This window comes from Anabaena azotica FACHB-119, from assembly GCF_014697625.1.
Taxonomy (GTDB): domain Bacteria; phylum Cyanobacteriota; class Cyanobacteriia; order Cyanobacteriales; family Nostocaceae; genus Trichormus; species Trichormus azoticus_A.
On record NZ_JACJSG010000020.1, the window covers coordinates 1 to 24,636 of the forward strand.

General features: G+C 42.3%; 19 protein-coding genes. 7 read left to right on the top strand and 12 right to left on the bottom strand.

Annotated elements, in window-relative coordinates:
* Positions 1-158: 158 nt before the first annotated feature.
* A complete protein-coding gene (locus H6G83_RS15730) occupies positions 159-1,268 on the bottom strand; it encodes an S-(hydroxymethyl)glutathione dehydrogenase/class III alcohol dehydrogenase (RefSeq protein ID WP_190473906.1) in 1,110 nt (369 codons plus the stop codon).
* Between the two features lie 390 nt (positions 1,269-1,658).
* On the opposite strand from H6G83_RS15730, the gene H6G83_RS15735 reads away from it, so the two are divergent.
* A complete protein-coding gene (locus H6G83_RS15735) occupies positions 1,659-2,942 on the top strand; it encodes a valine--pyruvate transaminase (RefSeq protein WP_190473908.1) in 1,284 nt (427 codons plus the stop codon).
* Between the two features lie 3 nt (positions 2,943-2,945).
* Complete coding sequence (gene rimM, locus H6G83_RS15740; protein WP_190473910.1) at positions 2,946-3,668, top strand: ribosome maturation factor RimM; 723 nt, start codon at positions 2,946-2,948, stop codon at positions 3,666-3,668.
* Between the two features lie 81 nt (positions 3,669-3,749).
* On the opposite strand, the gene H6G83_RS15745 is transcribed toward rimM, so the two are convergent.
* The 3 genes from H6G83_RS15745 to H6G83_RS15755 form a co-directional block, all read right to left on the bottom strand.
* On the bottom strand, positions 3,750-4,754 hold the full coding sequence (locus H6G83_RS15745) for a serine/threonine protein kinase (RefSeq protein WP_190473912.1): 1,005 nt from the start codon (positions 4,752-4,754) through the stop codon (positions 3,750-3,752).
* 181 nt (positions 4,755-4,935) lie between these two features.
* Complete coding sequence (locus H6G83_RS15750; protein ID WP_190473913.1) at positions 4,936-5,832, bottom strand: alpha/beta fold hydrolase; 897 nt, start codon at positions 5,830-5,832, stop codon at positions 4,936-4,938.
* Positions 5,833-6,199: 367 nt separating this feature from the next.
* Entirely contained in the window at positions 6,200-7,216 is a 1,017-nt protein-coding gene (locus H6G83_RS15755; protein ID WP_190473915.1) for a mechanosensitive ion channel family protein, read from the bottom strand.
* A 153-nt stretch (positions 7,217-7,369) separates the two neighbouring features.
* Here H6G83_RS15755 and H6G83_RS15760 point away from each other — a divergent pair, with 153 nt between their 5' ends.
* From H6G83_RS15760 to H6G83_RS15775, 4 genes are all read left to right on the top strand, one after another.
* Entirely contained in the window at positions 7,370-8,287 is a 918-nt protein-coding gene (locus H6G83_RS15760) for a histone deacetylase family protein (RefSeq protein WP_190473917.1), read from the top strand.
* A gap of 495 nt (positions 8,288-8,782) precedes the next feature.
* Positions 8,783-9,922, top strand: a complete 1,140-nt coding sequence (gene gshA, locus H6G83_RS15765) for a glutamate--cysteine ligase (protein WP_190473919.1) — start codon at positions 8,783-8,785, stop codon at positions 9,920-9,922.
* Between the two features lie 244 nt (positions 9,923-10,166).
* Positions 10,167-10,628, top strand: a complete 462-nt coding sequence (gene trmL, locus H6G83_RS15770; protein WP_190473921.1) for a tRNA (uridine(34)/cytosine(34)/5-carboxymethylaminomethyluridine(34)-2'-O)-methyltransferase TrmL — start codon at positions 10,167-10,169, stop codon at positions 10,626-10,628.
* A 990-nt stretch (positions 10,629-11,618) separates the two neighbouring features.
* On the top strand, positions 11,619-13,895 hold the full coding sequence (locus H6G83_RS15775; RefSeq protein WP_313936263.1) for a peptidoglycan DD-metalloendopeptidase family protein: 2,277 nt from the start codon (positions 11,619-11,621) through the stop codon (positions 13,893-13,895).
* Between the two features lie 345 nt (positions 13,896-14,240).
* Here the strand turns inward: H6G83_RS15775 and rsmH are convergent, their stop codons facing one another.
* The 3 genes from rsmH to H6G83_RS15790 all read right to left on the bottom strand — a co-directional run bounded on the left by rsmH (position 14,241) and on the right by H6G83_RS15790 (position 17,088).
* Positions 14,241-15,116 carry a 16S rRNA (cytosine(1402)-N(4))-methyltransferase RsmH gene (gene rsmH, locus H6G83_RS15780; RefSeq protein ID WP_190473925.1) on the bottom strand — a complete coding sequence of 292 codons (876 nt, stop codon included), beginning with the start codon at positions 15,114-15,116 and terminating at the stop codon, positions 14,241-14,243.
* A 169-nt stretch (positions 15,117-15,285) separates the two neighbouring features.
* Positions 15,286-16,434, bottom strand: a complete 1,149-nt coding sequence (locus H6G83_RS15785) for a tetratricopeptide repeat protein (protein ID WP_190473927.1) — start codon at positions 16,432-16,434, stop codon at positions 15,286-15,288.
* A 141-nt stretch (positions 16,435-16,575) separates the two neighbouring features.
* Complete coding sequence (locus tag H6G83_RS15790) at positions 16,576-17,088, bottom strand: M48 family metallopeptidase (RefSeq protein WP_190473929.1); 513 nt, start codon at positions 17,086-17,088, stop codon at positions 16,576-16,578.
* Between the two features lie 650 nt (positions 17,089-17,738).
* Between H6G83_RS15790 and H6G83_RS15795 the strand changes: the two genes are divergently transcribed.
* Positions 17,739-18,923 (top strand): NAD(P)H-quinone oxidoreductase subunit H, encoded by a 1,185-nt coding sequence (locus tag H6G83_RS15795; protein ID WP_190473931.1) that lies wholly within the window; start codon positions 17,739-17,741, stop codon positions 18,921-18,923.
* 58 nt (positions 18,924-18,981) lie between these two features.
* On the opposite strand, the gene H6G83_RS15800 is transcribed toward H6G83_RS15795, so the two are convergent.
* The 5 genes from H6G83_RS15800 to H6G83_RS15820 form a co-directional block, all read right to left on the bottom strand.
* A complete protein-coding gene (locus H6G83_RS15800; protein ID WP_190473932.1) occupies positions 18,982-19,683 on the bottom strand; it encodes a Uma2 family endonuclease in 702 nt (233 codons plus the stop codon).
* Between the two features lie 263 nt (positions 19,684-19,946).
* The gene (locus H6G83_RS15805) at positions 19,947-21,617 is read right to left on the bottom strand and encodes a phosphatidylglycerol lysyltransferase domain-containing protein (RefSeq protein WP_190473934.1); all 1,671 of its coding nucleotides are present in this window, start codon (positions 21,615-21,617) and stop codon (positions 19,947-19,949) included.
* Entirely contained in the window at positions 21,614-22,543 is a 930-nt protein-coding gene (locus H6G83_RS15810) for an alpha/beta hydrolase (RefSeq protein WP_190473936.1), read from the bottom strand. Before H6G83_RS15810 ends, H6G83_RS15805 begins: the two co-directional genes overlap by 4 nt.
* Positions 22,544-22,635: 92 nt before the next feature.
* Entirely contained in the window at positions 22,636-23,565 is a 930-nt protein-coding gene (locus H6G83_RS15815) for an alpha/beta hydrolase (protein WP_190473938.1), read from the bottom strand.
* An 81-nt stretch (positions 23,566-23,646) separates the two neighbouring features.
* Positions 23,647-24,498 carry an alpha/beta fold hydrolase gene (locus tag H6G83_RS15820; RefSeq protein ID WP_190473940.1) on the bottom strand — a complete coding sequence of 284 codons (852 nt, stop codon included), beginning with the start codon at positions 24,496-24,498 and terminating at the stop codon, positions 23,647-23,649.
* Positions 24,499-24,636: the final 138 nt, after the last annotated feature.

Sequence of the window (24,636 nt, forward strand, 5' to 3'; positions counted from 1 at the left end):
CTCTTGCCAAATGTTTGAGGATTTGTAATTCTACATCCATTGCCCTGCTTACCTTCCAGAGTTTTTTCTTTTCATCCTTTTATTCAGAATACTCGGAAAGTGACAGAAGAGGGTTAGTCCTTAATCTAAAAGCACTAAAGTGCTTACTACAAGCCTATCTAAAAAGTTACCACACTACGAATTGATTCACCCTTGTGCATTAAATCTAAAGCATCATTAATCTTTTCAATTGGCATTACATGAGTAATTAAATCATCAATATTTATCTTCCCATCCATATACCAATCAACAATTTTCGGCACATCTGTACGCCCTCTAGCACCACCGAATGCTGAACCTTTCCACACGCGCCCAGTGACTAATTGAAAGGGACGAGTGCTAATTTCTTGTCCTGCACCAGCAACACCAATAATTACACTCATACCCCAACCTTTATGACAGCATTCTAAGGCTTGACGCATGACTTTAACATTGCCAATACATTCAAATGTGTAATCAGCACCGCCTTTGGTTAACTCCACTAAATAAGCGACTAAATCACCTTCAACTTCATTGGGGTTAACAAAATGCGTCATGCCAAATTTTTCAGCCAAAGCACGTTTACTAGGGTTAATATCCACCCCAACAATCATATTAGCTCCCACCATCCGCGCCCCTTGGATGACGTTTAAACCAATACCGCCTAAACCAAAAACTATGACATTTGCTCCTGGTTCTACCTTGGCTGTATTGATGACTGCACCAATACCTGTAGTGACACCACAGCCGATGTAACAGACTTTATCAAAGGGTGCATCTTCACGAATTTTAGCAACAGCAATTTCTGGCAATACAGTGTAGTTAGAAAATGTCGATGTCCCCATGTAATGATGAATCATCTGCCCATCGATACTAAAGCGGCTACTACCATCGGGCATAACACCGCGTCCTTGGGTAGCGCGAATTGCTTGACAGAGGTTAGTTTTAAAACTTAGACAATATTCACATTGTCTGCATTCTGGGGTGTACAGAGGAATTACATGATCCCCCGGCTTGACACTGGTGACATCAGCACCTACCTCTACCACCACACCCGCCCCTTCATGGCCTAAAATGGCGGGAAATAAACCTTCGGGATCGGCTCCTGAAAGAGTGTAAGCATCGGTATGGCAAACTCCACTGGCTTTAACCTCAACCAATACTTCTCCCGCTTTCGGCCCTTCAAGTTGAACCGTTTCAATGGTCAACGGCTTACCCGCGCCGTAAGCTACTGCTGCTTTCACTTCCACGCGCTAGCCCTCCTAATCAATTCAAAATTCAAAATTCAAAATTCAAAAAACACCTATGCTGCAATCGTACCTGGAATAGGTGAGGAGTGGGGAGTGGGGAGTGGGGAGTGGAGGAAGTGGGGGGAGATGAGGAAGTGGGGGGAGATGGGGGAGTGGGGGAGCAGGGGAGCAGGGGAGCGGGGGAGCAGAGGAGAAAATATTCATTATCACTGTCAACTGTCAACTGTCAACTGTCAACTGTCAACTGTCAACTGAATAACTGTCTCCTGAATTGCATTTTTTTCTAAGATTGGTACATTAGTTACAGGCGACAAGTCTGGAAAATGTTAACTGTCTGGCGCATTAGGCGCACAATTTTTGTCAACTCGATTATCTTTACTGTTAAAACTTATGAACCCTGCCCTAACTAAAATTGGCGATCAAATGTCCAACCTGACTGGTGTACGAGCGATTATGAAGGACATTGTGGAAACGTTACAGTCTGGTGGAGGGCAGGATTTAATTAATCTCAGTGCAGGCAACCCGTTGATATTACCAGAGGTAGAGCAGCTATGGCGGGATGCGACAACAGAACTTTTAGCTAGTTCTGAATATGGGGAAGTGGTTTGTCGTTATGGTTCTAGCCAGGGTTATGGGCCTTTAATTACGGCGATCGCCAAAGATTTTAATCAGCGCTACGGTTTAAACTTGACTGAGCGCAACATCTTAATTACTCCCGGTAGTCAAACTCTCTATTTCTACGCCGCTAACGCTTTTGGGGGCTACGCTAGCAATGGTGAACTCAAGCAGATAGTTTTGCCTTTGAGTCCTGACTACACTGGTTATGGTGGTGTGTGCTTGTTCCCAGAAGCTTTACACGCTTACAAGCCTACTCTGGATATTGATGCTGCTAACCACAAGTTCAAATATCGTCCTGATTTTAGTCAACTGTCAGTCAATGAAAACACAGGCTGTATTATCTTCTCGCGTCCCTGCAACCCTACAGGTAACGTTTTAACAGAAGAGGAAGTGAGAAAAATTGCTGCCCTGGCTGCACCTTACAATGTACCTGTATTGATTGATTCTGCCTATGCCCCTCCTTTCCCAGCTCTCAACTTTACAGAGATGCAGCCAGTGTTTGGTGACAATATCATTCACTGCATGAGTTTATCGAAAGCAGGACTACCTGGAGAACGCATCGGCGTTGCTATCGGCGATGAAAAGTTAATTCAAGTTTTAGAGTGCTTTCAGACAAATTTGTGCATTCATCCCTCACGCTATGGACAGGCGATCGCAGCTCGTGCTATCAACTCCGGTAGCCTCGTACAAATAGCCGAACAAGTTATCCGTCCCTTCTATCAAAACAAATTCACTGTTCTCGAAAATACATTAGATGCCGCTATGCCCAAGGATTTACCTTGGTTCCTCCATCGCGGTGAAGGGGCAATATTTGCTTGGTTGTGGTTAAAGGATCTCCCCATGACTGACTGGGAATTCTACCAACTACTCAAGAAAGTAGGTGTCATTGTTGTCCCTGGTAGTACCTTCTTCCCAGGTTTAAAAGAAGACTGGCAGCACAAACACCAATGTCTACGCATCAGTCTCACTGGTAGCGATGAAGAAATTGCCCTGGCTATGCAGCGTCTAGCCAAAGCCGTCACCCAAGTTTACCAGCCTACAGCTGTTAGTGCCTAAGAGATGAAGCGTAAAGAAAGCAGAGGCGCAGGGGCGCAGGGGGAGCAACCCACCCCTAGCCCCTCCCAAGAGGGGAACGGAAAGCAGGGGCGCAGGGGCGCAGGGGCGCAGAGGAGAAACAAAGCCAAAAAATCCCAGTCCCCAGTCCCCAGTCCCCAGTCCCCAGTCCCCAACCCCGACGAATGGCTACAAATTGGCAAAATCGTCGCCGCACAGGGCTTATCTGGGGAAGTCCGAGTCTATCCTGACTCCGACTTTCCCGAACGCTTTGAAGTGCCGGGAACTCGGTGGATATTGCGTCCGGGGCAGACTGAACCCCAACCTATAGAATTGTTACACGGTCGTTATCTAGAAGGGAAAAACCTGTATGTTCTGGAATTAGCTGGTGTGGAAAATCGCAACCAAGCAGAAGAATTGCGCGGTTGTGTGTTGTATGTGCCAGCAAGCGATCGCCCCGAATTAGGCGAAGATGAATATCATGTCATCGATTTGATTGGTATGGAAGTATTCTTACAGACCTCCGGCGATTTTGTAGGCACAGTAGTTGATGTCATCCCGGCTGGTAATGATTTACTAGAAGTAAGTTTGCATCAGCCAGATGCTAGCGACAGAAAACCCCAGACTGTATTGATACCCTTTGTCAAAGCGATCGCACCTGTAGTAGACTTACAAACTCACCGCATTGAAATCACTCCCCCGCCTGGGTTGTTAGAGTTGGGGAGTTAATCAGTTATCAGTGAACAGTTAACAGTTAACACTGAACATAACCTGATAACTGACAACTGATAACTGATAACTGACCAGTCCCTACTTCTTCGCTTCCTGCAACGGCTGTGCTACACCACCTTGTTGAGACAGAATCAAAGTTGTGCCGGCTACTGCTAACATTGCAATGATGGCTAAACCCAAAACAGCAGTTTGCCTTTTCAACCTCATGACTGTGACCAAGATTTCCATAGCTGTAGCAGTCCCCGTGGTGGGAATAGGCTTGAGTGCTGCTAAAGCATCTGCCGCATTAGCATAACGATATTGCCATTTGAATGCCGCCATCCCCATTAACCACGAACGGAAACGTAAATTAACTTGGGGAGCTAATTTTTGGAGGTTAAAACAACCATTACTGTTAATTAACTGGTCAATATTTATAGAACAGCTATTAGTCAGCAAACAAATTATTGTTACGCCTAAACTATACAAATCTGAAGCTAAAGAAAGAGGATAACCTAATTGTTCTTCTGGTGACATGAAACCGGGTGTTCCTGCTATCAAGCTGGTGAGAGTTGTTTCTGTACCTTGCACCCTAGCTAAATCAAAATCAACCAAGTAAGCATTTAATTGTTCATCAATTAAAATGTTTTCTGGTTTGATATCTCGATGAATAATTGGGTCAATTCGTTGTTGTAAATAAACTAAAATTTCTAGAATTGACAAAGCAATTTGCTTAATTTCCTCTGGATGAAATCTGTGTCTTGAGCTTAAAGGCACAGCCTTTTTATACTCCATTACCAGATAAAAAGCCGTCTGAGTTGCAAAAGAATTTAAATAGCGGGGAATGCGGGGATGATTTAGCTTTTGCAGGATTTGGGCTTCGTGTTCATAAGCTTGAAAACCAGACCAGTCAGCAGTGGTACTGGGACAACTAAACTCTTTAATTACTACCTGTTGCTTGGACTTACGGTCATAAGCTAAATAGGTGATGCGTCCTTCTTCTCGGTTACGTCCCAGTTCTCGAATCACTTGATAGCCTAAAGCAGCACAATCTGGATGATGAATTAAGGGAATTGCCCGTTTATCACGCACATCAAGCTCCATTACACACCACCTGAGATTGATTTTGTCAAGGTGCAACCCACCAATTATAAACATTCACCCAGACTGTTACTTGCCATTTTGCCTTATTTAGTCCATAGTCAGTTATCAGTTATCAGTTGTCAGTTGTCAGGTTATTTCTACTGTTCACTGTTCACTGATAACTGTTCACTGTCCCCAGTCCCTAACCTCTGGACTCTAACCATTCAACAATTTGGGCGTTGACAACATGGGGAACTTCGTCGTGGGGACAATGACCAGCGCCAGGAATGGGAATAATTGTGATGTCTTTGCCGTTCTCCTGCGCTTGTTCGTAAATCTTCACGCCTGTAATTGGTGTCCAGGGGTCGTCAGCGCCCCAAATCACCAATAGGGGATGTTCAACTTGGGGTAATAGTTCCCCTGGTGTGGGGCCTGGTGGTGCTGTGAGGATGGAGGCGAAGACTTGTTGCGCTCCGGGGTCGCAGGATGGGGTATACAGTAAGTCTACTAACTCATCGGTGACGGCTGTGCGATCGCGGTAAACTTGGTAGAGTGTGCGGCGAATTTGCGCTTTTTGGCGGATGCGGTTAAACACGAATTTGCCTGTGATGGGCGATCGCACTACTCTATTAAAAGTAGACATAACAATCCGCAATGGTGGGTTCAATTCGTGGGGACGATGACTCAAACCACCAGCCGAGTTAATTAAAACGCCACCAGCCGTAATTTCTGGATATTTCGCCAGCACTATCAAACTAATAAGCGCACCGATAGAATTACCAATAAATACGGCTGGTTGTTGGATATGATCTGTCCAAAAATCTTTTAAAAGTTCTACCCAAACATCCACACTATAATCAATTGCGGGTTTCGCCGAACCACCAAAACCCAACAAATCAATAGCATACACTTGGTAGCCTGCATTGGCTAAAACGGGAATATTTTTGCGCCAATGTCCAATGGAAGCACCGAAGCCGTGAACCAGCACCAACGGCTGTCCAGTACCCATGACTGTGTACTGAATTTTGTAATTGCGCCAAGTCCAAACCAGTTTCTCAAAATTAGCGATCGCACTTAGCTGTTGAGTGTTTAAAGTCATTCTTATGATTAAGATTCCTATATTCTCATTTTCTATGGTAAAGCCTCTCACCTGCCAGAATTTACGGCAAAATGGGATTTTTTAGCCACAAGCATCATCAAAGTAGATATCAATAGTATTAATTAATACTATTGATTAAAATTTAAATTTTTCCCTAACCTACTGTATTAGCCTTGACAAGCTCAGGACTTACGCAAGTGTCACAATTAGTGGTTGGTGCGTGACGCTACAAGTCTCATGACTACGTTCAAATATTATCGCTCCTCACACACCCTACAGAAAAAATATGCCAGTTGCGTAAGTCCTAAAGCTAATAGGGTGGGTTAGCACAATCTTTTGAGAAAAAGCGACCATTCGCTGCTATTTTCTAAACTTTATCGCTGTTTTGCACATATACAGTTCTCACAGGAAACGGAATTGAAATACCTGCTTGTTGATAACGTTTATGCAGCTTTTTAATAAACAGATGTTTACCAATACGCTGATCAAAATATTCACTAACACGCATATATAAGGTATAGTCTATACTAAAATCACCAAAAGTATGAAACCTAATATATGGCTCATTTACAATTAATTCTGGAGCTATTTCTCGCATTACCTCTTTAGCAACCTCTACAGTTATTCTTTCTACTTCTTCTAAATCACTGTCATAACTCACCCCCACCTTCATTGTTAAAGTAATTTCTTTAGCTGGGAGATGATAGTTAGTAAAAATTGCCGAAGCTAGCTTCGAGTTGGGAACAATAATTACATTATTCGATAATTCCCTAATAGTAGTATTACGCCATGTAATATCAGTAACATAACCTTCTTGTCCAGCATCTAGTTTGACATAATCTCCAGTTCTAACTTGCTTGGAAATAATTAAATAAAATCCAGAAAATATATTAGCTAGAGTATCTTGTAGCGCTAAACCAACCGCCAAACCACTAATTCCTAATGTTGTCACAATTGGTGTAATTTCAATACCCAGCGTTTGTAATAAAAGTAATGCGCCTAAAACCAAAACACAAGCTTTAGCCAGATTAGCAATGAGTGATGCTGTAGCTCTTTCTGTTTTATGCGTATATAACCGGACAAAACCTGAAACCAGATTAGCTAATACTAATGTGACTGATGAGAGGAAAGCAATTTTAGTAATTCTTTGAAGTAAAATAATAATATCTGGCTTGAGAGGCGCACTCACAATTGCTGCCGAAAGCCCTGCAAGTGTAAACCAGATAAATGGCATACGCCGCAAAGCTTTAAATATGATGTGACTTCCCGGAATTTCCTTTTTTACCGCGAATTTTTCTAACTTTTTGAAGATGAATTTCTCGCCAATCACTCCGGTAATTAAACCAAACAAGAGCAATCCTAGAGGTAAAATCCAGTCAGTCATAATTATTAAGTCGGTTTAAGAACTTATCATATCGTAGTGGTTGGTAATTGGTAATGGGTAATAGGTAATAGTAAAACCCAATTACCTATGACCTATGACCTATGACCAGCCAGCCTAACCATATTTTAAGTAATTAGCCTGATTTTACATAACATGGAATTACCAATCATTTATCACCCAGATTACGTCGCGCCACTACCCCAAGGACATCGCTTCCCGATGGCTAAGTTCAAACAACTTTATGAATTGCTGTTAGCTGATGGTGTAGCACAAACAGAACAAATTCACACACCAACAAGTCCACCCCAAGAGTTAATTGCATTGGTTCATACCCCAGACTATGTGCAAGCATACTGTGAAGGCACATTAAATCCTCAAGCACAGCGTCGTATTGGTTTACCTTGGAGTCCAGCCTTAGCAAATCGTACCTGTGTAGCGGTAGGGGGAACAATACTTACAGCACAGTTAGCACTTAGTCAAGGTTTAGCTTGCAATACGGCTGGCGGGACTCATCACGCTTTTCCTAGTTATGGTTCTGGTTTTTGTATTTTCAACGATTTAGCGATCGCATCCCGCGTTTTGCAGAAAATGGGACTCGTGCAGAAAATCCTCATCGTTGATCTAGATGTCCATCAAGGAGACGGTACAGCGTTTATCTTCCAAAATGACGATAGTGTATTTACCTTTTCCATGCACTGCGAAGTCAACTTCCCTGGAACAAAGCAAAAAAGTGATTTAGATGTTCCCCTCCCCGTGGGAATGGAAGATGACGCTTACCTCCAAACCTTAGCCAGCTACTTACCAGATTTACTCACAGATATCCAGCCAGATGTAGTATTTTACGATGCAGGCGTTGATCCGCATATGGGCGATCGCTTAGGTAAACTAGCCTTAAGCGATACTGGTCTTTTCCGTCGGGAAATGCAGGTTTTGACTACCTGTGTCAGTGCCGGTTATCCCGTCGCCTGCGTCATCGGTGGCGGTTACGCTGATGATATGCAGGCCCTCGTTTGGCGACACTCCCTATTACATCGCGCCGCCAGTCAAGTCTACCACCAATACAAGCTTTAATACACTAGTTGACATCCTCCTCAGCCTGAAGGCGTGAGGATTCCAATTCTGTGGGAGGAGCGCCGATTGAAGTGTTAAAAGAGTATATTAAGAATCAAAGCCGCCCTCCGCTACACTCTCATAGCGGGGCTTGAATCCCATTCTTTTGGTCAATAAAACGCTAGTATGGACTTATACTTAAGTAACAATTGACAAAATTTACTTTTGGCTGAAACTGGTATCCTCTTAATGTATAATCCAGTTCTGATGAGCGAAACCACCGTTACAGAAGTTATTATCAGAAAATCGAATTTTCTAATTATTTAAAAATTAGGAAATTTGCCAGAATTATGCTTTTTGAATGATCATTCATAAATTAACCTGGAGTGGGGTCACAAGTTCAAAAGTCTCAGTCTATGGTTGCATAATTCTTAATGGAAAATTCGGTCGTATGTTGATGTAAGGGATTGTCTTACTCGATACAATTTAAAAGCTAGGACAGCCGAGGAGAAGCAAGTGGTTTTATTAAAGGGCTTTGAAATTGAAATGTACACCGGAACGCCTCAAGGTGAAATCGTCGGTCTCTCGGATAAAATTGTGGCGGAATTGGACGGGTTTGTCAGAGAACCGGATAGCCGGAACGTAGAATACACAACCAGCCCATTAAACAGTTATGAAAGTTTATTGTGTGCCTTGCTACGTCCTCGGCGTGAATTAAGAAATTACCTTCAGCAATTGGGCGACTATACCCTAATTCCGGGGAGTACCTTATCTTTGGGTAGAAGCGATCGCTTTTTCCGCTCCGACCCAACTAACCCCTATCATGACTATATTGAGCAAACCTACGGCACAAAAGTAGTCACCGCTAGCGTGCATATCAACGTAGGCATTGATGACCCAGAATTGTTAATGCGTGCTTGTCGGTTAATTCGTGTAGAAGCGCCTTTGTATTTAGCCCTCAGCGCCTCATCTCCCTTCATCGACGGTAAAGCCACAGGCTATCATTCCACCCGTTGGGGACTCTTCCCCCAAACACCCACCCATGTTCCCCTATTTACCAGCCACGCCCATCATATCGAATGGGTAGAACAGCAATTGGCTATGGGGACAATGCAAAACGTCCGTCACTTGTGGGTGTCAGTAAGACCAAATGGCGATCGCCGTCCCTATGATTTGAATCGTCTAGAATTGAGAATCTGTGACCTAGTTACAGACCCAATTTCTTTATTAGCGATCACTGCCTTCTTAGAAGCCCGCTTATTACAGCTAATAGAGAACCCTGATTTAGATCCGTTAACCCAAAGTCAGTTTTCTGCTGAGGAACTTATTACCCTCACCAATAAAAACGAAATGGCCGCCGCTAGTGCTAGCCTTGATGCCCAACTCACACAATGGCAAGATGGCAGAAGCATAGTAGCTAGAGATTGGATTCAAGAAATATATCAACAAGTTTGGGCGATCGCCAAACAACATGGATTTAGTTGCTTCCTCTCCCCCTTACAAAAAATCCTCCGGGAAGGAAACGAAGCCCAACATTGGCTACAACTGCATAAAGTCGGCTTTGATACCCAGTGCGTCATCACCCAAGCCATAGCCGCCACCCAAGAACGCGAAATTGAACTGCAAGATAAACTTTGTATGCCAGCAACAGCATAAATCTATAGTCCATAGTCAAAACTGTTGACTGTTGTACGGGCGGGTTTAACTGACATATTTGTTTTCGCCATGAATTTCTCCATAAACCCGCCCCTACTGACTAATGACCAATTTTTTTGTTTTAAAATTCTAATCGATATAGTTAAATTTACACTTATTAATAAAACCTATGATTGCCCTCTACCTTTTGGTAGATTTATCATAATTAATAGATATTTTGATACAAACATAAGATATATAGACAATGCCGCAGGTAGTTTTAGTTAATCCACAAATCCCCCCCAATACAGGCAATATTGCTCGTACTTGTGCCGCTACAGGTACAGAGTTACATTTAGTAGGGCCATTGGGATTTGAAATTAGCGATCGCTACCTCAAAAGAGCCGGGTTAGATTACTGGCCTTACGTCAAACTGCATTATCACAAAACTTGGGAAGCCTTTAAAAATATACATCAAGAGCGTGGGGGCAAATTATTAGGTTTTTCAGTTAGAGGTAGTTCTAATTACATCCAATTTCAATTTCAACCGGATGATTGGTTGCTGTTTGGTAGTGAAACCACAGGTTTACCTGACAATGTTCTGTCGGCTTGTAATGCCACCCTCCACATTCCTATGGCTGAAGCTGGTGTTCGTAGCTTAAATCTTTCAGTTAGTGTGGCAATAAGCTTGTTTGAAGCACGTCGTCAGTTAGGGTATCTGCTATAAATAGTTACATGATTTTATTAGAACTTACGCAAGAAAACGAAAAATAAGGGTTTAGACAAGGGTATAGGGGTCTAGTGCTGTAAATGTTCAAAAAACTTATCTAGCAGTAGCCAGATAGGTTAGGACATAGATAAATCATCAAATCTTTCAACCAAGCAGCTTGTGAGGCTGTCAACTCTCACCTGTCACCTGCTATATTTCTATATCTTTACACCCAGTTTTAACAGACACCCTTGGTGCATAATTCCTGTTTGCCACTTAATAAATAAATGTATTAATTAATACTGCTCCTGAGTGAAAACAGTGTATATATTGAAAATATTGAGAAAATACAGGGAATTAATTATAAGAAATTTGTATAGGAAAATCCATCGCATTTGCGACTTGAATGATAGATTTTGATGAATTAAAATCATCTCAATTTGCGGAAACAAAAGGGGTGAAAGCTATTCATATAAAGCATTTGCACTGTCATATCTGGTTATGGGTGCTTGAACAGTCAAAAAAACTGTTAAAAGTGTGTACGGTTGTTTTTTTGGGAATAATCGACGTAAAGTCTCATGTTGGGAAGACTGATCAAGTCAAAAACACTTGAAAAGATCAACAGCAGGGGGCATTGCTTTTCCAGAGTCATAGCCGAGAAATTGCTGATGGCAACAGTTGACTAGGTAAGTATATAATTTCCGGTCAACAGCACCTAAAGCAAAATCAGCCAAGACAAGTGTGAATAGCAAACTGTGTAAGGGTGTGTGGAGTGGAAAAGACAGGTAAACATAGCAACTGTAAATTTTGCTGACAGGTGTGAACTTGTCTAAATCAGAGAAGCAGGTTAATCTTGCCTAAGTATCTCTGGTGAAAGTGATTGAAATCTATCTGATGATGTGATCTAAATCATTGACTAGTATCCAACTGGAAAATTGAGGTCAGTTAAGCGCTAGTGATCATAGGAGGTCGTCTTTGAAACGAGCATTGAAAAAAAGAGTGAAAGCTGTGTTGAACAATACCCCTAGCAGCGATGATGCCCCGGCAGATCAGTTAAACGTAGTAAACCACCAAGCTAATCGCCGAGCGCGTAGACAAGCGGCAATGATTGGTTTAGCCATTTCTATGGGAGCAACCAGCCTTTTGGTGCCTCGACAAAGCGATCAAGCCCAAGCGGCTGCGCCTGTGGGTAGTCAAAAGGCAGCTTCAACTATTCCTACAACTTCCGATACTGAAGCAAAATCAGCTGCGACAAAACTAGGCACGCCGCTAGCTATATCGGCCAGCACACCAGAGAATCCTGTCATATTAGAACCGACAGCAGTGTCACAGTTGCCTGGACTAGAAGCTAAGTTGCAGGTTTTGGCAAGTGGAAAATCCGTTCAACTTCCCGTACCAGAGAATAATACTCAAAACGTTGCCGCAGCAAAAGATGCCGTCAACCAGCAAGCTCAACTGGCACAAGGGGAACAAACAACCAAGCCAGTAGAACAGGTAGCAGCACAACCTAGCAATGTCAACGGTGCGACTGCTGAAGAAAACACAATATTAACAACACAGTCAGCAGACAATACAACTGCTGATGATGAAATAAACGCTCAATTAAAAGCGCAGCAAGAGTTTGCGCTGAATCGTTTACAAGAAAAATCGAACCGTTTAAGAAAAAGTCTGGCGGAGTTGCGGTCTGAGGGGTCAAAAGATACATCAAAAACTACTGTTGGGTTGACACAGCCAACAGTTTTAGCCAATCAACTGCCACCATTGAACACAAATGGTACAGTCATCGAACAGCCGTTGACAGTAGCAAATGGCAAAGAGAATCTGGCAACGACTATAAAACAGCCACAGCCGATTACCATCCCAGTACAACCAATTACAGGAAGCGCACCATCAACAGCAAGCAGTTACGAAGTTAAACCTGGAGATACTTTAGCGGCGATCGCCAGCAGATACAAAACCACAGTGGCAGCACTGGTAAAAGCCAACAATCTCAGCGATCCCAATCAACTACAAATTAGTCAAAAACTAGTTATCCCTGGTGCGACAGTTAACAAAACTACCATCGCTCAAGCACCAGTCATCATTAGCTCTAACCGCGTGCAGTATGCTACCACGCCTTTATTGCCTAACGTCTCATCAGACAATACCAGAGTTAACCCGACTGTGCCAGTTGCTCAGGCTCCAGTGGTAGCGGAAAACAGCAGTATTCCTATTGCTGTGCCAACACCAGGAACAGTTGAAGGTCAACAACAAGTTGATACAATTGTTCCGCCAGCCCCAGAATCAGAGCCTGTAACAGCTGATGCTCAAGGCGTAGGTGGTAATGCTCCCATCCCCAAAGCCTTTATCGAAATACAGCAGCCTCAACAACCTGCTAATACAATCGCTAGAGGCAGAGGCGATCGCCTGCGTAGCTTACAAGCAGAGATTCAAAAGCTACAAGCCAAATACCGCGCTCAACAATCTGGGACTCCATCTGCACTAGTAACCGTTAGTGAAAACAACGATACTGCTGTACCCATCCCTGTCGCTAGCCCCAGAAATGCGACAGTTACTAGACCCGTTTCCAGACAGCTAGAAAGGGTTGTACAGATTCCTGTTCCCACACCGCTAGCACCAAACTACAGCAGCGAACCTGTTAAGCCTGAATTTCGCGCTACCATCCCTGTCAACGAGCCACTAAATCCAGATTTTATCCTCAATCAAAGGGGAACTAACGTATCTCCTGCTCGTACAGGTAAACGTAATGCCACACCGCCTACTCGACTCAATGCTTCTGAGTCACTAGGAAGGCTGCGAGGAACTACTGTATCTCCCTCATTGCCACCTTTGGCAGCTGTAGACCAGTATTTACCTCAAGCAGTTGATGAGAACGTACCTCCTCCATCGAACTCGTCAACAGTAGCATACAACTGGCCAGCAAAAGGTGTACTCACTTCTGGCTACGGTTGGCGCTGGGGGAGAATGCACAGAGGTATTGACATCGCTAACGCTGTAGGCACACCCATTTATGCTTCAGCCGATGGTGTTGTTGAAAAAGCTGGCTGGAATAAAGGCGGTTACGGTAATCTTGTAGATATTCGCCATGCAGACGGCAGCTTGACCCGTTACGGTCACAACAGCAGAATTTTGGTACAAGTGGGTCAGCAGGTACGCCAAGGGCAGCAAATCGCCGACATGGGTAGCACTGGCTTTAGCACTGGGCCACACAGCCATTTTGAAATTCATCCATCTGGCAAAGGCGCAGTCAATCCTATCGCCATGCTTCCAACCAACCGCATATAAGACCAATTCGCCGTAGCCTGCGGCTAGGCTAACGTCTCCGTAGGTAAGGCTTAAGCCTAAGCAATTAATAAACATAGATGCGGCAAGACTTTCGTGAGAAAGCATCTGCCGCCTAATTTTAGAGAATTGGTATAATTTTTGCCTATCTTCAATTCAATAATTGCTTTATCTGTAGAGGGGGTTTAAACTCCCTCTTTTATTTTGGTTACAGGATTGGGGATTGGGGATTGGGTACTGGGGATTGGGGATGAGAAGAATGTAGGGTGCGTCAGTAAGAGAAACCCTGGCTGTACCAAGAAAATATTCATACTGACGCACCCTACTAACTCTGGGGATTGGGGTAGATTAACAGATACTTCTCTCTGCTATCCTGAGTTTGGCAGAACGCGATCGCGGGTTATTGGCAATCTCAGCTTCTGTAGCAGTGATGGGTTTTTTGGTTAAAACTTTTAATAGAGGTGAATTTCTTAAACCGTGTTTTACTAAACGGTCTTCCAAGCTGTGAAAACTGATGATGGCGATTTTGCCACCAGGGACAAGGGCTTGGGGCGCTTTTTCTAAGAAAGTTTCTAGGGATTTTAACTCATCATTGACGACGATACGCAGGGCTTGGAAGACACGGGTAGCGGGGTGAATGCGACCATAACGGTATTTGGGGGGAACAGAAGATGCGATCGCCTCGGCTAATTCTGTCGTGGTGTGAAAGGGGCGTTTTTCTACAATTCTTCTCGCAATGCGTCGTGAAAGTCTTTCCTCGCCGTATTCAAAGAAAATCTTGGCTAACTCAGCTTCATCCCCATCATTAATCACATCGGCGGCGGTTAAGGTTTGTCTTTGATCCATCCGCATATCTAAATCTGCTGCATGGCGAAAGCTAAAACCCCGTTCTGGTGTATCTAAATGATAAGAACTCACGCCTAAATCGGCGAGTATCCCATCAAAACTAGCGCTGGGGAACTCATAAGCGGCAAAATTACTGCGAACAAATTTTACGCGATCGCCAAATTCTCCTAACTCTTTCTGCGCTGCTGTTAAAGCATCCTCATCTTGGTCAACAGCAGTTAGCTTGATATCTGGTGCAGCCTCTAAAATCAAACGACTGTGACCACCACCTCCTACCGTTGCATCCAAATAATGACCGCCTGGACGCACCGCTAGACCTGCGATTACTTCTTGCGGTAATACAGGGAGATGGGAAAATATTGGTTCTTGATTAGTCATTGGTCATTGGTCATTGGTCTAGAGAAAGGGGAAGGGGAAAGGGGAAAGGGGAAAGTCTTCTCTGTTTACTCCTTCACCTTTTACCTTTTCCTCTCTTCCAGTCAACAGTTAACAATATCACTGTTCTACAATTACATCCAAAAAATACTCAAAAATCAACAATTGAATGCTAATGATTGAGAATGGCTGCATTTGATAAGAGTTGGAATTTTTTCTCAATCTTGGGATTGTTATTTAAAACTACAAAAAAGGCAGGATAGGGAAATTCTATATTTTGAGATAGAGTATTGGCAAGTTCAGAGTTAGCTGATTCAGATGCAAATTGCCAAAAATTATTTTTTCGCACCACTCCCAAAACATAGAGTGGTTTTTCTGGGAAAAATTGGACAACTTTTCTAGTTAAGTAAGCTGTGGTAATTTGAGGATAACGAGATAACTGTTGACGCAGTTTATTTACTTCTGATTCTGGTAAATTATGAGAGAGAAATTCGTCACTATTCTTGATAGTTGAGCGTTCAGCTTCCGCTTGCAACATTAGCTGATAATGCTCCTCTGCACGTTGTCGATAAGACTGTGCTTGTTCTAAATTTCCTTGTTGTTGTAGGAAGTCATAAATTAGCCGACAACCGTCAATTACTGCATCCTTATCTTTGGCGATCGCTCTCTCAATATATTCTATGCCTTGCTGATCTTGTCGCTTTAATAATATCTGCCCTAATAAATAATTAGCTGAGACATGATGCTCATTTCTGCCGACAATTTCCTCTAATATCGGTAAAGCTGCTGACTCACTTTCAAAATCCCATGTCAGGAAAGCTAGTTGTAGAGATTCATCGATGGTAAGTTGTTCTTTTTGGGCTTTCTGTTGTAATTGTTTGAATGTAGCTCTTGATTCTTGAATTTCTGTATGTTTTTGTCGCCAAGCGGTGGCTGTCTGTTCTCGCCAAGCTTGGTTAAAATGCTCGATAAATTTGATTAAGGACTCTCCCAAAAACCCATTAGCTGCATTAGTTGTAATAGACATATTGATGTCTATATCTTCTTCAGCATAGGGAATATAACCCAAAGCCCTCAGCCTATCTTTTAAACAAGGACGAGTATCGGCGTTATTAGTTTCCTCGGACAGAGATACTTTTAAATATAAATCTGCTGTCTCTCTATTAATTGCTTGTAAAAAACCTTTCTCCATTTGTGCATAAATTTTGCTGGGAGGTTCAATTTCTGTTTGTATCTGTTGATAAACATCAGACCAGAAATTATTCTGTAAAAATCTAGACTTGACCTCAACATTTATTAACGTTTCTGCCGCGTTTTGCACCCCAGTAATATCAACAGCACATTTATCAGCTTCATACTCATTCCTCCGGGCTAAAACAAAGGAATAAGCATTGAAAAAGGGGACATATAACTTGAGAAACCAATCAAAAATTAATAATGAGAATTGATTTCCACCTTGTTCTCATCCTGCTATCAGGCGATACCAAGTATAACGCTGGCGATAAATCCAACCACTGAAACGATTGTGATTTCCTGATAAATGTCCTAATTCATGGGCTACAACAGCAAGAAATTGTGCCGGTGATAGTGCTAGCATGAGAGGTAGACCAACAATTAAGTAATTGCTGTACCATAAGAGCAAACCTAAACGTGGTATTTGGATCACACCCGCGTTAAAATCGGCTGTAAGCAGAATGTGGTGAAACCTTGGCGCTTTTAACTGGGAGGCGATTTCGTTAACTACACGATAGAGTTCGGGTGCATCTTGGGCTTTTAATGGTAAACCATCTGGTGGGGGAAAAGCAACCCAGAGCGATCGCAATAACACAAATGCAAAGGCCAGCAAAAACAAGCTACCTCTAATTGCTGAGGAGGAAATTCTTTGACTATTCAACATCAGCAGCAGCAACCCCACAGACAAACCCAGCGTCGCCGCTAAAATCAAAAATATGTAGGCGTAACCCAAAGTAGCCAAAAAAGCAACGTGTAACTTACAGTAATTTGTAGGTAAATGAGGTACAGATATAAATGGTAAAAGTCTTGTGGGGTGGGCATCTTGCCCGCCCTTTTGTAACTCACTCAGATGAAATATGCTGTATAAGTACGTGGCTGTTTGTGAGCGAAGATTTCTAATTTCTGAATTAACGCATCAAAACGCTCTTGATTGGCAATCATAAGTATGTATTAGAAATGTAAAACAGCAATATAACTGAAACATAACCTGTCTGACTTACGTATAAATTCAGATAAGAATTGAAGATATTGTGATTTAATGCCAATTAGTGGAGTGATGACGATAAATCACATCAATTGAGTCAATAGATATTCATGATTATTTTTTCTTCCCCTTTACCCATTGACCAAAGAGGAAAAAATTCTTATGGCTCAACATTTTTAGCTATCGAGCTTTCCTATAATAATTGAAGAAGTGAAACAAAATGAAACATCAAGCAAAACCCCTCAGTTGCCCTCATCTCTCAGATATACCCGCCTATGGATAACACATTTAGGGCGTATCCCCAAGATCATCATACAGACTTGATTTTGGCAGATGTGAGCGAGCTTGTCTGGATGGCATCAACACGGTTCAACTCGAAAATTTCATAATGGGAGAACAAGGAATTTATGGCAAGAATAGAAACCCGCACTGAACCAATGGTGCTGAATATGGGGCCACACCATCCCTCAATGCACGGGGTTCTGCGGCTAATTGTCACTTTGGACGGTGAAGATGTTGTTGACTGTGAACCAGTAATTGGCTACCTCCACCGAGGAATGGAAAAAATAGCCGAAAACCGTACCACTATTATGTATGTCCCCTACGTTAGCCGATGGGACTACGCAGCTGGGATGTTCAATGAAGCTGTCACCGTCAACGCACCGGAAAAGCTAGCTGGTATTGCTGTTCCTAAACGCGCTAGCTACATCCGCGTCATCATGCTGGAATTGAACCGTATCGCTAACCACTTATTATGGTTCGGCCCGTTCTTGGCTGACGTAGGCGCACAAACTCCTTTCTTCTATCAATTCAGAGAACGGGAGATGATTTACGACTTGTGGGAAGCCGCCACAGGCTACCGTATGGTAAATAACAACTACTTCCGTGTTGGTGGGGTAGCTGCTGATTTACCCTATGGTTGGGTAGACAAGTGTGAAGAATTTTGCGACTACTTTTTACCTGTAGTTGATGAATACGAAAAGCTAGTCACCAATAACCCCATTTTCCGCCGCCGCATTGAAGGTATTGGCACAATTAGCCGCGAAGAAGCGATTAACTGGGGACTTTCCGGCCCCATGTTGCGTGGTTCTGGCGTAAAATGGGACTTACGGAAAGTTGACCATTACGAATGTTACGACGATTTCGACTGGGATGTACAATGGGAGACTGCCGGCGATTGTTTAGCCCGTTATATGGTCAGAATGCGGGAAATGCGCGAATCTGTAAAGATTATTAAGCAAGCAATCAAAGGATTACCCGGTGGCCCTTACGAAAACCTGGAAGCCAAGCGTTTAGCGGCTGGGAAGAAATCAGAATGGGATGCGTTTGATTATCAATACATTGGTAAGAAAGTTGCGCCCACCTTCAAAATGCCCAAGGGGGAAATTTACGCCCGTGTAGAAAGCGGTAAAGGGGAACTAGGAATTTATCTCATTGGTGATGATAATGTCTTCCCTTGGCGGTGGAAAATTCGTCCAGCAGATTTCAACAACCTGCAAATTCTCCCTCACCTGTTGCGCGGTGTGAAAGTCGCGGATATTGTCGTTATTCTCGGCAGTATTGACGTGATTATGGGTTCTGTGGATAGATAGGGGGTTCGTAGTAAGGACTTTAGTCCTCAAGAAAGGGCTAAAGCCCTTACTACAAACTTTATATTGTGTCTGGGTCGATATTTAACTCCCGCAATTTTGCTGCTAAACGTTCGGCTTTTTGTTCTACCTGTTCTATTCTTTGTTGTCTCTGGTCTGCTGTTTCTTCAGGTGTTGGGACTAATTGTCTATCTGCTGTAAAAAACCGCAACAAGCCCTGATGGACTCCCAAATATAAGCCTAACTGTTGACTCCATAAATATCCTTGTTCGTCTGGTTGCAGAGGTTGATATTCTCCATCGACTAAATGAAATCCGGCGAATTCTAAGGTGTAGGGGTCAAACCAAAGATAATCAAAAGTGCGGAAGGTATTTTGGTATATTTCTTTTTTTAAATTTCTGTCAGTCTTGGCTGTGGAGTCAGATAAAATCTCCAGAATGAAATTTGGGTATTTACCATCTTCTTCCCAAACTACCCAGCTTTTTCGGGTTTTACGTTCACACCCCAACACTACAAAAAAGTCTGGGCCGCGAAAATATTCTGATTTGAGTTGACGCGGACTGTAATAAATGGTCAAGTTTCCCGCCGCGTAGAAATCATTTCTATCTCGCCACAGCCATTCTAAGCAGGTTAAAAGTAAAATTATTTGTCGCAGATGCAGTTCAGTTTCCAAGGGTGGTTCGTCACTATATAAATCACCAGGGGGAAATATTACATCACTATGGATGTTTTCTTGAGATGCTAATTCTTGAGCAATGGTCATAGAATTGATGGGGCATCAAATATTTATGGATTTATTTTAACAGTGTGGTAATTGCTTATTTTTTTTTGCAGATGATAAGTAGAGAGACTTAATAAAATGTAAGTTTGTAGTAAGGACTTTAGTCCTTTAAAACCCAGCAACAGAGCGATAAATCGCTCACTACGAACAACAATCCATTTTACATTTAATTATGTCTACGTACTTACTACTCAATACTGTTCCCTGTTCCCTGTCCCCTATCACCTGTCCCCTGTCACCTAATATTATGCTCCTGGTTGGAAATAATCAAGGAGGCGATCGCCTGAATCGGCGCGAATCAATGCCACAACTACATCGGGTAAGGCGGTTAAACTGGGGTAAACTAGATAGCGTGCTTCCCAATGAGGATGAAATTTATCTTTATAGGTGTGCAAGCCTTGAAAATTGTAGAAACGATTTAAATGTTCCACAAGGTAGCGTAATACTTTCTCTAATCGCTTTGATTCTGGTTTTTCACCAACCCCAGCTAATGCAGATAAACCAAAGTTAAAGCTGTCGTAACCCTGATCTTTAAAATGTTGTAATAGGGAAGTAAAGAGAAAATCCATTGTCCCATTTTCTATCGATGGGCGATGACGCATCAAATCGATGGTGGCTTCATTAAGTTGATATTCTGATAAAATGTTGGTAAACGCATCAATTTGACCATCGGGATTTGTGACAACAGCAATCTCACACTCCCGTAAATAAGCTTCATCAAACCAACCTAAAGAAAAGCGTTTTTCTGAACCTTGCACCATTTTTAACCATTCATCACTCACTGGTTTAAGTTGCTGCAATAATTCATTAGTAATTGGTGGTTGATAGAAATTAACTTGATAACCTAATTTTGTTAAACGGTTGATAGAAGGACGAAAGTTTTTACCTGCTTTGCCTTGTAAAGTGAAACTCTTGAGGTCAACGATCGCCTCTTCCCCAATTTTCAGCACCTGAAACCCTAAATTGGTGTATAATTGCAAATCATCGGGTAAAGTTTGGTAAAAAGCTGGATACCAATCATTACGCTGGCAAAACTCTCGAAAACTGGCGATCGCTTCCATTCTATCTTCGATGGGGCCGATGGGATCACCTAAAGCGATCGCTCCTCTGCCTTTAGGAACATAAGCAATTACACTCAGACCAGAAGGGCTAAAATAGTAACTTTTATCACTTAAAAGCGTTAAAGCTGCTAAGGAAGAACGTCCATATTGCTGGACAATTTCTTTAGCTTTGCGTTGTTCACTTGCAGTAGTAGAATTACGCGATAAAACAGGCTGTAAAAGCATAATTACTGCAAATGTCATTGTACTGGCAGCAATTATATAAATAGAATTGGCGAAAAATTCCCCAAATCTACTTTTTGGTTGCAGTCCCCAATTATCCTCTGTAAAAAACATTGCCAAAGTTTGCACGACGGCTTCACCCCAATTAAAATTTTCGGTGAATTTGCCATCTAACAAATAAAATCCTACTGTTCCATAAGCCAGGGTGAATAATAATGCACCTATTAATATCCGCACACCCCGCGCCACTGAAGGACGGTCAGATTGTGCTGTAAACACATCGCGCATTAAAATTAACTGTACCAATAAAACCCCAGATAAAAGACTTTCTTCGTAATCCCATCCTTTTAATAAATGACTAATTATAGAAATAACTAATAAACCTATAGTCAAAATCCAAGCTACTCGTTTTCGTCGTAATAAATTACTGGCAAGTGTTAATAAAATAAACCCTGTGAGGGCAGCAAATATATGTCCAGTAGCACGAATATCAAACGGTAAAAATTCTTTTAACCAATGATTTCTGCCATACAAGTTAGGGGTGACTGCTGATAATAAATTAACTACTCCAACTATTGCAGTTAGAATAGAAGCACTCCCCAGTCCTAGTTGAGTTCTAGATATCTTATTCATTTGGATTTGGAATTATTAAACTGTTCTCCCACATAAGTCAGCGAATCTCTCAGATGTTTGTGAAAATAATTCCACCCTATATCAGCACCTGATAAACCATGTCCTCCGGGAAATTGATAGAAAACATTCTTTATTCCTAACTGATTTAATGTTTGATGAAATGATTTTGTCGAAGCTAGTAATTCCGTATCATTCATGCCTGCATCTAAATAAATATGCAGTCTTTTTCTATCTTCAGGTGATAGCTGTTGGACAAATTTTTGGGGACTATTTTGTGGGCCGCTATTATCAGTAAAATAGCCACTGTGACTAAAAAAGATATTGAAGTTGTTGAGATAGCGTAACCCGATATTTAATGCCCCCCATCCCCCGGAAGATAGACCTCCTAAAGCCCAAAATTGAGGTGCTTCGAGAGTGCGGTAGCGTGATTTGACTGTTTGGACTAACTCCGAACCTATTAAAGTGCCTATTTTACCGTTAGTCCCATCAAAATAGTCGGGGTCATATAAAGGACTAGAACCGCGATTGTCGTTACCATCGGGTGTAATCACAATTGATGGAGGTAACTTTTTACTCTTATATAAGTCAGATAATATATTTAATATGGCATATTTATCAACATAAGCACGGGCATCATCATGACCGCCGTGTAATAAAAATATAACAGGATATCGCTTTTGAGGATTTTTGCTATAGCCGGGAGGTAAAATCAAGCCATAATTGCGGACTGTACCCATTGCTTGGGAGTTGAAGGTTTCTAACTTAAATTTTAGCCCGGTATTGTCTTCTTCTTGGGGTGGGTCGAATTGCGGTGCGCCTAATACAAATACATAGTAATAACCGCCACCGATGAGGATAGCGATCGCACCGAATATACCCATGAAAATTCTCGTAATTTTCCGATTTTTCGTTAATATATAAGGCATACTTTATTTTTAAATTATTAGTAGAGTGGGCAGTGCATCGCCAAAAAGATCATACATTAAGCATTGCCCAGATCCAGGTACTGAATTGAAAACTATTGTTGATGAAGTAAATTTTTAGATGTGCTGGCTGTTTGGGCAGTTTTAAATTGTTCCCCGACAAAAGTCAAAGAATCTGCTAAATGTTCCCGCCAATATTGCCAAGTGTGACCTCCAGAATATTCACGAAATACATGATAGATATTTAAGCGTGCTAGTTCTTGACTAAAATCCTTACTTTCTTTTACTTCATCACGATCTGAGCTACCTGTATCTAAATAAATTCTTAATCTTTTCTTAGCTGCTGATGGTACATCTTTAATATAAGTGATTGGGCTATTGGCTGGGCCGCTTTTATCTTGAAAATAACCACTATGACTAAATAAAATTGAGAAATTATTTAAGTTACGTAAGCCTACATTAACTGCACCCCAGCCACCGGAAGATAATCCACCAATTGCCCAAAAATCAGGATTAGGTAAAGTACGATAACGGCTTTTAACTACTTGTACTAGTTCCTTACCAATAGCTGTAGAAACATTCCCATTAGGGCCATCAAAATATTCAGGGTCTCTATAGGGACTAGATCCCCTTTTATCGTTACCATCTGGGGTAATGATAATACTAGGCGGTAACTTGCCTGTGGCGTAGAGTTGTTCTAAAGTTGTCAAAGCTTTGCCCTTGCCTAACTTAAACCAATCTATGGGTGAACCATGTCCACCGTGAAGAAGAAAGACAACTGGATAGCTTTGCTGTGGGTTTTGTGCGTAGCCTGGGGGTAAGGATACCCCGTAGGTGCGGCTTCCCCCCATCACTTGGCTGTTGTAGGTTTCTATTTGATAGCTGAGGGATGCTACCTTCTGGGTGCTTGGTTGTGGCTGTGATGTAGAGGGGGTTGTTGGTGGTGTTTGTGCGGTAGCTGTTAATGTGAGGAGACAGAAGGAAATACTGGTGAGGAAGAATAATCGAGATGTTTTGTTATTCATACTTCGAGATTAATAGTAACACCAATTTGAAAAAAGAAGGCGACAAATCCAAAGCCCCAAAGCCTTGTTGTGTCTGGATTTCTAATTTTGAATTTTGAATTTTGAATTTTGAATTGGTATAACTTTTTGTTTTAACCAATTAGCGATCGCTCCATTCACCAACTCAGCACATTCAGCCATGACCAAATGTCCCCCATCGGCAAAATGTAAATGAGTCCCGTGATCAAAGTGACTGGTTAACTCATCCCCCATCTTGGCGGTAAAGGTGGGGTCTTTTCCGGCTGTAATTATCAAAGCCGGAATATGCAGATTCTTGGGTAAGGGATGACGGATAAAAAAGTTGTAGTTCCAAAAGATTTCTAAGCTTTTATAAGCATCAAAATCTGTAGGTGCTGGGTTCTCTGTAAAAAACCGTTCCATGACACTGTGACGGTAGGAAGTTGAGAGAAATTTATTAATTGTTTGCACACCAGGCAAATGCAGCAAATATCTGCCACCCCAAGCCATAAACTTCATCAAAGGAATTTCCCACCAAGGCGCTAAATCATGAGTTCCCCCAGCAATAGCAATAATTCCCCTGACTTGATGATGCTGGACAAACTCTAAACCGATGGGAACGCCGTAACTATGGCAACACAACACAGGTGATTGCATCCCGAAGCGGTGCAATAATCGGTGTAAGTCTCGACAATGCCGCCTGATGGAATAGCGAGAGTAACGACTAGACTGACCATTCCCTGCCAAATCATAGGCTAAAACCTCCCAACCTTGAGCCAAGGCATACTCATACTGCATCCTAAAATTGAAGCGGTTCCCCGTTCCCCCGTGGATGAAAACCATCGGTGGATAAACACCAGGACTATGGCTGACTTGTAAATTTACGCCTCGACGTAGGTGAATTTTTTCGCCAATAAGTGCATCATGATGAGACATAAGAAATGGGGAATGAGGGTAAACAGGAAAAACAAGAATTGACCACTGACTTACGACTAATTTCCATAGCTTACGCAAAACATTTGTCAATAGTGTGTCAACCTGATGGACAATTGACGGCTACTTTTCCCTGACTTT